The following is a 10,620-nucleotide window of genomic DNA, read 5'->3' on the forward strand; positions in this document are numbered from 1 at the left end:
CCCCAAGATCGTCCACCTCTGTACGTCCCGTTACGATGAATCCCATTTTTATATAGATCCCTGGCGTCTGCTTACTGAAATTGGCTGTTAACGGCGAGATTGAGTTTACGTGTGGTGTTTGTGAGAGGTGGCGGGTCAGAAATAGGGTAAAACGATCGGCTGGAAGCTATCAGAAACTATAAAAGCAAAAACCCGCCTYWWGGGCGGGTTCTTTAAATAGTGGTGCCCGGACTCGGAATCGAACCAAGGACACGGGGATTTTCAATCCCCTGCTCTACCGACTGAGCTATCCGGGCAACGGGGCGCATTAAACCGTATTCGCGCCTGCCAGTCAATCAAATTTCAGGAAAAGCGGTTCAACCGCTTAATATTACGGCAATCTGTGCGTTTGTGCCTGAAGTTTGCACAAATCTTCCAGATCGCCACGATGCCGACAGGTCATGCTAAGCGCAAGAAGGGCAGTATGGCAAAAGAGTGATTCACTGCATCTTAATCACACGCTGACCAGGGCGGTTAACCGATTAATTCGCACCACCGTGGCGATGGCACGTTTTCAACGACTGATGGCGTTATGCTTACTCACACCGGCCAGGACGGGCTTGTTCGCTTAGGTTAGCGCGCCGCCCATACGACACTGGGCAAAGCGCAGAATATCTTCCGCCAAACGGTGTGCCGTTTCGACATCAGCATGGCTACGATTCACCAGCATGCGGCTCAGACATCCCTCCAGCACCAGCTCCATCTGTTTGGCGACCATAGCCGGGTCGTCAACTTCCAGCGTAGTCAGTAGCTCATGAGTGAAGTCATGCGCTGCTTTTTTTTGTTGGTCGGCTAACTGGTGGATTGGATGTCCAGGATCGGGATAAAACGTGCAGGCGGCAATGAACAGGCAGCCGGGATAGCGATTATTGCTCACGCATTCGGACAGCGCGCTGTAGCGTGCCAGTAATTTCTGTTCCGCGCTCAGGGTCTCATCCAGCAAAAGCTGACGCCGCCAGATATCCACCCGCTGGCTGAGGTAACGTAACGCATCATACAGGATGGCCTCTTTATCTGGCCAAAAGCGCTGTAGTTCATCAAGCGGATAATCGATACGTTCGGCCACCATTTCCAGCGTGGTATTGGCTATCCCTTGAACCTCAAGTAATTTCAGGGCTTCTCCCAGGACATCTTCACGTTGCACGGTATTCTCCTCCGTATTTCCTTTTGCAAGTGTCGCTCACGGTTGACGATCGCGCAAATGTGCGCTGAAGGTCGCTGCATCCATAAATCCCGTTACCCGAGCCTCCGGATGCTCTTTACCCTCGGCATCAAAAAACAGGATAGTTGGCAAACCTAAAACCTGTAGATGTTTCAGGAGAGCGACATCCTTGGCATTGTTTGCAGTTACATCCGCCTGTAAAAGCACCGTGTCGCCTAGTGCTTGCTGAACCTGCGGATCGCTGAAGGTGTACTTCTCAAACTCCTTACAAGCCACGCACCAGTCGGCATACAAATCCAACATGACGGGCCTGCCTTTGGCTTGCGCCAGCGCCTGATTTAACGCCTCTACCGAGGCCACCGGCGTAAAGTTAAGGTGTGCCTGGGTTTGAGCATGCGGCGTGCCAAACGCCCAGTCCTGCAATGGACGTACACTGACAAGCGCTGCGGCTAACAGGAGAATCTGCACGATACGCATCCAGGCGTGCTTTGCCTGCAGGCTGGTAATGAATGCCCAGCTAAAGAACGCGACGCCCAACAGTGACCACAGGCGCACGCCCCATTCGTCGCCAATGATGCGTTCAAGCAAGAAGACGGGAAGCGCCAGGATGACGAAGCCGAAAGCGGTTTTAACATGTTCCATCCATGGACCGCTTTTAGGCAGCAGGCGGTTGCCAAAGACGGTAATCAACATCAGCGGCAAGCCCATCCCCAGCGCGTACAGATACAGCGTACCGCCTCCCAGCCACATATTTCCGCTCTGAGCGATATACAGCAAAATCGCGCTTAGCGGCGCGGTTGTGCAAGGAGAACAGATGAGACCCGCAATCGCCCCCATAGCAAAGACGCTACCGGGAGAGCCGCCTTGCTGGCGGTTACTCAGCAACGTGAGGCGCGTTTGCAATGAGGAAGGGAGTTGCAGCGTGAACAGGCCGAACATAGACAGAGCCAGCAGCGTAAAGATGATGGCAAGACCGATCAGAACATAAGGATGCTGTAATGCCGCCTGAAACTGTAATCCGGCGGCGGCAACAACCAGACCCAGCGCAGTATAGGTGAGCGCCATTCCCTGGACGTAGATAAACGTCAGCAGCAGCGCCCTACCGGTTGATAACCGTTGCTTGCCGCCCAGCACGATGCCGGAAATCAGCGGATACATCGGCAGTACGCAGGGCGTGAAAGCGATGCCAATGCCGATTAGCAATGCCCACAGCGCGGAAAAGGGGAGCTGGGCTGCGGGCTGTGGTTTCTCTTCCGGGGCCTCAGTGACAGGTGCGGTAGCCGGAGCCCCCCCGACAGCGGCTGACACTTCACTTAAGGGGACAGTTTTAGTTTCCGGCGGATAGCAAAAACCGGCGTCGGCACAGCCCTGGTACGTGACCGTTAATGTTGCGCCAGTTGCGGCCTGATTAACCGTGACCGGGATATTCAACTGTTTACGGTAAATCTCACTTTTGCCGTAAAACTCATCTTCATGCCAGACGCCAGGCGGCAGTTTTATCTCGGCAATATCGGCCTGAGATGGCGTAATGCTTATCTGTTTGCGATAGAGATAGTAGCCATCTTTGACCTGCCATGAGAGGTTCAGATCGTGTTGGTTTTGCTGAAAATCAAAAACAAACGCCCGATCGGCAGGAACAAACTGCGAGCGGCCGGGCGCGTCAAATAATCCGGCAAAGGTAGATGTGCTGCACAGCAGCAGGATCAGCGTAAGGATGCGTTGAGCCATAAGCGGTAATCAAAGTCTCCGTGAGTGACGGGTAAAACCAGAAGTTCAGGTGTTTGATACGGGTGATGTGACTTCAGGCAATCGAGAAGGGCTTGCTGGTGCGTGACGGTGGTTTTTAAAATCATCTGGACTTCATATTCCTGCTCCAGTTTACCTTCCCAATAATAGAGGGAGGTTGCACCGGGCAGAAGTGTCACGCAGGCTGCCAGCTTTTCCGCCAGCACTTTTGCAGCCAGATCCTGGGCGGTTGCTTCATCCGGAGCAGTACAGAGCACCACAACGGTATCGGGGATGGAAATATCCTGACTCTTTACATCAAGCATAAACACCTCGAAAGAACAGAGTAACCAGCTAAAGAGTGGTCACTATACAACGGACGAGGGAAGGATGTTAGCTAAAGCGGGGTGAGGAGGAGGAACTGCAGGGCGCACGAGCACCCTGCAGAAAAAACTTACAGCATGAAGCTACCCAGCAAGAAGCCGAAGCAGACAGCCAGAACTACACCCAGAGTACCCGGGATGAAGAACGGATGGTTAAAGACGAATTTACCGATGCGGGTTGTACCAGTGTCATCCATCTGAACTGCCGCAACCAGCGTTGGGTAGGTTGGCAGAATGAACAGGCCGGAAACAGCTGCGAAGGAGGCAACAGCGGTCAGCGGGGAAACGTTCAGCGCCAGAGCCATCGGCATCAGTGCTTTAGCGGTTGCTGCCTGAGAGTACAGCAGTGCAGAAGCAAAGAAGAAGATGACGGCCAGCAGCCACGGATGACCCTGAATTACGCTACCTGCAGTATCTTTGATCCAGTCAATGTTGTGAGATACGAAGGTATCACCCAACCACGCAACGCCCAGGATACAAATACAGGCGCTCATACCGGCTTTGAAGGTGCTGGAGTTGAGAATGGAGTCAGTTTCAACGCGGCAGATGATGGTAGTCAGCGTCGCGATGCTCAGCATGATGATCAGGATAGCGTTGGTGGTATTCATCAGCGGTTTAGCGACCAGACCAAGGCTTGGGCTGTTAACGATCGCATAGACAACAACGCAAATTACGCCCAGCAGGAACAGCCAAACGGAAGTTTTTGCGCCTGCTTTGATTTCAACTTGTCTTTCACCGCGCAGTTCAACCAAACCTTCTTCCAGACGTTTACGATAAATCGGATCGTCAGACAGTTTAGAGTTGAATAGCATAGTCACCAGGAAGGACATTACCAGAACGGCCAGCAGGGTGGACGGAATAACCACGGACAGCAGGTGAATATAGCTGATGCCATGACCTTCCATTACGGAAGACATGTAAACCACGGCTGCAGAGATTGGTGATGCTGTGATCGCAATCTGAGCAGAAACCACCGCAGTTGAGAGCGGACGGCAAGGTTTGATCCCTTGTTCCTTCGCAACTTCAGCGATAACCGGCAGAGTTGCCAGAGAGATGTTACCCGTACCCGCAAAGATGGTCAGGAAATAGGTCACGATGGGTGCCAGGATCGTGATGTATTTCGGGTTCTTACGCAGCAGTTTTTCAGTTTGATGAACCAGATAGTCCAGACCACCTGCAATCTGCATAGCTGAGATGGCAGCGATAACCGCCATGATAATGGAAATGACATCGAACGGGATATTACCGGGTTTTACGCCGATAGCGGCGAGAACCAGGACACCCAGCCCACCTGCAAATCCAATACCGATACCCCCAAGTCTGGCACCTAAAAAGATTGCCAGCAAAACGATGATAAGTTCTAAAACTATCATATTAGCCTTCCTTGTTGTTTAACAAGTTGATATTAAATTGTTGTTTTTAAGTAACTTCGTGCAAGAAAAAAGGCACGTCATCTGACGTGCCTTCTCTGGTACTACCCTACACGATTACTGCTCGCTTTCATCAGTATAACGTTTTGCTTTATAAGCCGGGTGCATCAGGTTCTGTACTGAGAAGATATCGTCCAGTTCGGCTTCGGTCAACAGGCCGCGCTCGAGGACAACTTCACGTACGCTCTTACCGGTTTCGGCACAAATTTTACCAACGATGTCGCCGTTGTGGTGGCCGATGAACGGGTTGAGGTAAGTAACGATACCGATAGAGTTGTATACGAATGCTTCGCACACTTCTTTGTTAGCAGTAATGCCGCTAACGCATTTTTCCAACAGGTTGTAGCAAGCGTTGCTCAGAATGTGAATGGATTCGAACATTGCCTGGCCGATTACTGGCTCCATAACGTTCAGCTGCAGCTGACCTGCTTCAGACGCCATGGTGACAGTGATGTCGTTACCGATGACTTTAAAGCACACCTGGTTTACGACTTCCGGAACAACCGGGTTCACTTTAGCTGGCATGATGGAAGAGCCAGCCTGCAGTTCCGGCAGGTTGATCTCGTTCAGGCCGGCACGTGGACCAGAGGAGAGCAAACGCAGGTCGTTACAGATTTTGGACATCTTCACAGCCAGACGTTTCAGTGCGCCATGCACCATAACGTATGCGCCGCAGTCAGAAGTTGCTTCAATCAGGTCTTCTGCAGGAACACAGGCAAAACCGGTAACTTCAGCCAGTTTTTTCACTGCCAGCGGAGAGTATTCTTTCGGTGTGTTCAGACCCGTACCGATTGCCGTTGCGCCGAGGTTAACTTCCAGCAGCAGCTCTGCAGTACGCCCAATGTTTTTCACTTCTTCTTTCAGCAGGATGCTGAAAGCACGGAATTCCTGACCGAGGGTCATCGGCACAGCATCCTGCAACTGGGTACGACCCATTTTCAGGATGTCCTGGAATTCATCGGCTTTTTTCTCGAAGCCTTCACGCAGCTGGTTCAGAGCATCAATCAGTTTGATGATGGATGCGTATACCGCGATACGGAAACCGGTTGGGTATGCGTCGTTGGTAGACTGACATTTGTTAACGTGGTCGTTCGGGTTCAGGTACTGATATTCACCTTTCTGGTGACCCATCAGTTCCAGACCGATATTGGCCAGCACTTCGTTGGTGTTCATGTTGACGGAGGTACCCGCACCACCCTGGTAAACGTCTACCGGGAACTGATCCATGCATTTTCCGTTATTCAGGACTTCATCACACGCCGCGATGATGGCATTTGCCACACTTTTAGGAATGGTTTGCAGCTCTTTGTTGGCCATCGCCGCTGCCTTTTTCACCATTACCATGCCGCGAACAAATTCAGGAATGTCGCTGATTTTGTTGTTGCTAATGTAGAAGTTTTCAATCGCTCTCAGAGTGTGAACACCATAGTAAGCGTCCGCTGGAACTTCCCTGGTACCCAACAAGTCTTCTTCGATACGAATGTTGTTTAACATGTGAACCTTCTTTTTCAAGCTGCCAATGATTTGACTAAACACACAGGATATATGTGATTTCGATTGTTTCTCGACCGACGATTATCCCCTGCATCGGTCTGATACCCGAGATCATATGCTGGTTCAGGATTTCTACCGTAATCTGGATCACTTAAAGCGTGGAATTTACCCCTTATTTATTATTCTGTGAAATAGATCACCCCTTTAGGATTAACACTAAATATTAGTGTACAAGCGACTTGAAATTTTGCTAACCACCTCAATATCTGACTGATGCGAGTCACATAATTTTTGAACAGACGTTGTACAAAACGCCTGTTATTAACAGGAGTCCCCTTTGCGCTGGATACCATTACTTGCCATTTTTCTCTATGTTTACATAGAGATATCTATTTTTATTCAGGTTGCCCATGTGTTGGGTGTTCTGATGACCCTGATTTTGGTTATTTTTACGTCGGTTATCGGGATGTCTCTGGTTCGTAATCAGGGATTTAAGAACTTTTTACTGATGCAACAAAAAATGGCGGCAGGTGAAAGCCCGGCTGCAGAAATGATCAAGAGCGTTTCGCTGATTATTGCCGGTCTGCTATTAGTGCTGCCGGGTTTTTTCACCGATTTCCTTGGTCTTCTTCTTTTATTACCCCCGGTGCAGAAGCATCTGACGATGAAACTGCTGCCACATTTGCGTTTTTCTCGTATGCCCGGCGGTGGTTTTAGCGCCGGAACGGGTGGGGGCGAGACCTTTGACGGTGAGTTCCAGCGCAAAGACGAGCATCGTGACAGTATCGAACATAAAGACGATCGTCGGGATTAAGCATCAGTATGTAGGCCGGATAAGCGTTAGCGCCATCCGGCACGTGTTCATATGCCGGATGATGGCGTCAGCGTCGACTTATCCGGCCTGCCGGGTAAAAATAACCACAGCGCAGCCAGCATAATCAGCGCATACAGGCTCTTCCAACCCACCATCGCCAGCAATAGCAGACATAGCAAACCGCCAACGATCGCCAATGCGCGATAGTGTCCTTTCAGTAATCGACAACCTGCCAGCATGCACAGCAGATAAATCATAATAAAGATGCCGTTAGCGTAGACGATTAACGCATCGAGATTGATTTGCAGCATATAGATGCACAAGGTACTGACCACGCAGCAACCTAGCACGGCGTTCAGCGCATTGCGCGGAAGGTGACGAGGGGAAAGACGCGCCAGATAACTCCCCGGCTTGTATTGTGCTTGCGACCAGACCAGCCGGGCGAAACTTTGAATATAAATGTTGAGACTGGCAAAGCAGGCCAGATAACCAATAATGCAGGCGACCCACAGTGCCTGTACGCCAAACAGCTGTACAACAATTTCTGGCAGTGATGCCGCCGCCGCCATTTTCTCGCCATAAGCGCCAAAATGGAGGACGACGACGGTGCATGCCCAGTAGACAGAACCTGCCAGCAGTAGACCGATCATTAGCGCGCGCGGGAAGTCTCGCTCCGGATTTTTAAATTCAGAGGCCAGGTGGGCAAATGCTTCAAGACCGACAAAGCACCAGAACATCACTGACAGGGCAGCGAACAGTCCGGGAAGCTCAATTTCGCTAATTGCAGGGAAGGGGATTTCACTGGGTTTTAGATCGCCCGCCCACCAGATGGCGACAATCAGGGCCACGATCAGCCCGGCAATGACCGTTTGTAGGTTAGCGCTGGAGCTGGCGCCGCGGGAGCCTATGTACCAGACCAACGCCAGTGTACCGAGTTCTGCCAGCAGAAGCTGCTCGTCATGCCAGCCAAACATCGCCTGGCCGAATCCTGCGGCAATATGTAATGCCGCAGGCAAGCCAACCGGGATTACCGACAAAAACAGCCATCCGGTGACGCGCTCCAGCCGCGAACCAAAGGCCATACCGACAAAATGCGCCACGCCGCCCGCGCTGGGGAAATGGCGGCCGAGCACGGCAAAGACAATCGCCACGGGAAAGACTAAAACAATCAGCACCGGCCAGGCCCAAAGACTGTTGTTGCCAGCGACCAGCGCAGCCAGCGCGGGGACGGCAAAAACGCCTGTACCCAATAATGATGTCGACAACAGGCCAACGCCCTGAGCCAGTCCCAGCTCTTGTTTCAGTCCGCTCATAAGTTGTTATCCGGTTATGCCCATTGACCGGGCTACAGCGCAGATTTTGATGGTATCACAATCGGATTTGCTTATGACGACGTGACTGAAATCGTTATGAAATGTGAGGCGTGTCGGTGTTTTGACGGGATTTTCTGCTGATAAAAAATTTTTTTCGCTTGCCCCCTTGAAGGCACAAAAGCCCATCCCCATCTCTCTGGTCACTAGCCGGGAAACCGTTTACGGGCCGGCGTCACCCATAACTGATAAAGACTTTCTCAAAGGAGAGCTATCAATGAGTATTCGTCCGTTACATGATCGTGTGATCGTCAAACGTAAAGAAGTTGAATCCAAATCTGCTGGCGGCATCGTACTGACCGGTTCTGCAGCAGGTAAATCAACTCGTGGCGAAATCATCGCTGTCGGTAAGGGTCGCATCCTGGACAACGGTACCGTACAGCCGCTGGACGTGAAAGTCGGCGATATCGTTATTTTCAACGATGGCTACGGTGTTAAATCTGAGAAGATCGACAATGAAGAAGTGTTGATCATGTCTGAAAGTGACATCCTGGCAATTGTTGAAGCCTAATCCGCGAACGACACTGAACATACGAATTTAAGGGAAAGAGAAAATGGCAGCTAAAGACGTAAAATTCGGTAACGACGCTCGTGTGAAAATGCTGCGCGGCGTAAACGTACTGGCAGATGCAGTGAAAGTTACCCTCGGTCCAAAAGGCCGTAACGTAGTTCTGGATAAATCTTTCGGTGCACCGACCATCACTAAAGATGGTGTTTCCGTAGCACGTGAAATCGAACTGGAAGACAAGTTCGAAAACATGGGTGCGCAGATGGTGAAAGAAGTTGCCTCTAAAGCGAATGACGCTGCAGGCGACGGTACCACCACCGCAACCGTACTGGCTCAGTCCATCATTACTGAAGGTCTGAAAGCTGTTGCTGCGGGTATGAACCCAATGGATCTGAAACGTGGTATCGACAAAGCTGTCGCTGCTGCCGTTGAAGAACTGAAAGCGCTGTCCGTACCGTGCTCTGACTCTAAAGCAATCGCTCAGGTTGGTACCATCTCCGCTAACTCCGACGAAACCGTAGGTAAACTGATCGCAGAAGCGATGGACAAAGTCGGTAAAGAAGGCGTGATCACTGTTGAAGACGGTACCGGTCTGCAGGACGAACTGGACGTGGTTGAAGGTATGCAGTTCGACCGTGGCTACCTGTCTCCTTACTTCATCAACAAGCCGGAAACTGGCGCTGTTGAACTGGAAAGCCCGTTCATCCTGCTGGCTGATAAGAAAATCTCCAACATCCGCGAAATGCTGCCGGTTCTGGAAGCTGTCGCGAAAGCAGGCAAACCACTGCTGATTATCGCAGAAGATGTTGAAGGCGAAGCGCTGGCAACTCTGGTTGTTAACACCATGCGCGGTATCGTGAAAGTGGCTGCTGTTAAAGCACCTGGCTTCGGCGATCGTCGTAAAGCGATGCTGCAGGATATCGCTACCCTGACCGGTGGTACCGTTATCTCTGAAGAGATCGGTATGGAACTGGAAAAAGCCACTCTGGAAGATCTGGGTCAGGCAAAACGCGTTGTTATCAATAAAGACACCACCACCATCATTGATGGCGTGGGCGATGAAGCGGCAATCCAGGGTCGTGTGACGCAGATTCGTCAGCAGATCGAAGAAGCTACTTCAGACTACGACCGTGAAAAACTGCAGGAGCGCGTAGCGAAACTGGCAGGCGGCGTTGCGGTAATCAAAGTTGGTGCTGCGACTGAAGTTGAAATGAAAGAGAAGAAAGCCCGCGTTGAAGATGCCCTGCACGCAACCCGTGCTGCGGTAGAAGAAGGTGTGGTTGCTGGTGGTGGTGTTGCGCTGATTCGCGTAGCGTCCAAAATTGCCGGCCTGAAAGGTCAGAACGAAGACCAGAACGTCGGTATCAAAGTTGCGCTGCGCGCAATGGAAGCTCCGCTGCGTCAAATCGTTCTGAACTGCGGCGAAGAGCCGTCTGTAGTGGCTAACACCGTGAAAGCGGGTGACGGTAACTACGGTTACAACGCTGCAACTGAAGAATACGGCAACATGATCGACATGGGTATCCTGGATCCAACCAAAGTAACGCGTTCTGCTCTGCAGTATGCAGCTTCTGTTGCGGGTCTGATGATCACCACCGAGTGCATGGTTACCGATCTGCCGAAAGGCGATGCGCCTGACTTAGGTGCTGCTGGTGGTATGGGCGGCATGGGTGGAATGGGCGGCATGATGTAATC

Annotated in this window: 9 protein-coding genes, 1 tRNA gene and 1 pseudogene; 3 read left to right on the forward strand and 8 right to left on the reverse strand. The window is 51.4% G+C overall.

Translation table 11 applies throughout. The features are described from left to right. The 7 genes and pseudogenes from JSN25_RS22020 to aspA all read right to left on the reverse strand — a co-directional run. Positions 1-112: pseudogene (locus JSN25_RS22020) on the reverse strand (acetyltransferase); the annotation flags it as partial. A 108-nt stretch (positions 113-220) separates the two neighbouring features. Next, positions 221-296: transfer RNA gene (locus JSN25_RS07360), tRNA-Phe, on the reverse strand. 311 nt (positions 297-607) lie between these two features. Then, entirely contained in the window at positions 608-1,183 is a 576-nt protein-coding gene (locus JSN25_RS07365) for a transcriptional regulator (protein WP_006686267.1), read from the reverse strand. Between the two features lie 36 nt (positions 1,184-1,219). Next, entirely contained in the window at positions 1,220-2,929 is a 1,710-nt protein-coding gene (locus JSN25_RS07370; RefSeq protein WP_204525570.1) for a protein-disulfide reductase DsbD, read from the reverse strand. Then, a complete protein-coding gene (cutA, locus tag JSN25_RS07375) occupies positions 2,905-3,252 on the reverse strand; it encodes a divalent cation tolerance protein CutA (RefSeq protein WP_204525571.1) in 348 nt (115 codons plus the stop codon). Before cutA ends, JSN25_RS07370 begins: the two co-directional genes overlap by 25 nt. Positions 3,253-3,380: 128 nt before the next feature. Next, entirely contained in the window at positions 3,381-4,682 is a 1,302-nt protein-coding gene (gene dcuA / locus JSN25_RS07380; protein WP_038636462.1) for an anaerobic C4-dicarboxylate transporter DcuA, read from the reverse strand. 114 nt (positions 4,683-4,796) lie between these two features. Further along, positions 4,797-6,233 (reverse strand): aspartate ammonia-lyase, encoded by a 1,437-nt coding sequence (gene aspA, locus JSN25_RS07385; RefSeq protein WP_032940252.1) that lies wholly within the window; start codon positions 6,231-6,233, stop codon positions 4,797-4,799. Between the two features lie 337 nt (positions 6,234-6,570). On the opposite strand from aspA, the gene JSN25_RS07390 reads away from it, so the two are divergent. Then, positions 6,571-7,047 (forward strand): FxsA family protein, encoded by a 477-nt coding sequence (locus JSN25_RS07390; RefSeq protein ID WP_006686272.1) that lies wholly within the window; start codon positions 6,571-6,573, stop codon positions 7,045-7,047. A gap of 47 nt (positions 7,048-7,094) precedes the next feature. On the opposite strand, the gene yjeH is transcribed toward JSN25_RS07390, so the two are convergent. Beyond that, positions 7,095-8,360: an L-methionine/branched-chain amino acid transporter gene (yjeH, locus tag JSN25_RS07395; protein ID WP_038636468.1), complete on the reverse strand. Its 1,266-nt coding sequence runs from the start codon at positions 8,358-8,360 to the stop codon at positions 7,095-7,097. Between the two features lie 274 nt (positions 8,361-8,634). Between yjeH and JSN25_RS07400 the strand changes: the two genes are divergently transcribed. Next, complete coding sequence (locus JSN25_RS07400) at positions 8,635-8,928, forward strand: co-chaperone GroES (RefSeq protein WP_000027827.1); 294 nt, start codon at positions 8,635-8,637, stop codon at positions 8,926-8,928. 43 nt (positions 8,929-8,971) lie between these two features. Further along, positions 8,972-10,618: a chaperonin GroEL gene (gene groL / locus JSN25_RS07405; protein WP_006686275.1), complete on the forward strand. Its 1,647-nt coding sequence runs from the start codon at positions 8,972-8,974 to the stop codon at positions 10,616-10,618. Positions 10,619-10,620 lie beyond the last annotated feature (2 nt).

It is taken from the genome of Citrobacter cronae (genome assembly GCF_016893685.1).
In the GTDB taxonomy this organism is placed as follows: domain Bacteria; phylum Pseudomonadota; class Gammaproteobacteria; order Enterobacterales; family Enterobacteriaceae; genus Citrobacter; species Citrobacter werkmanii.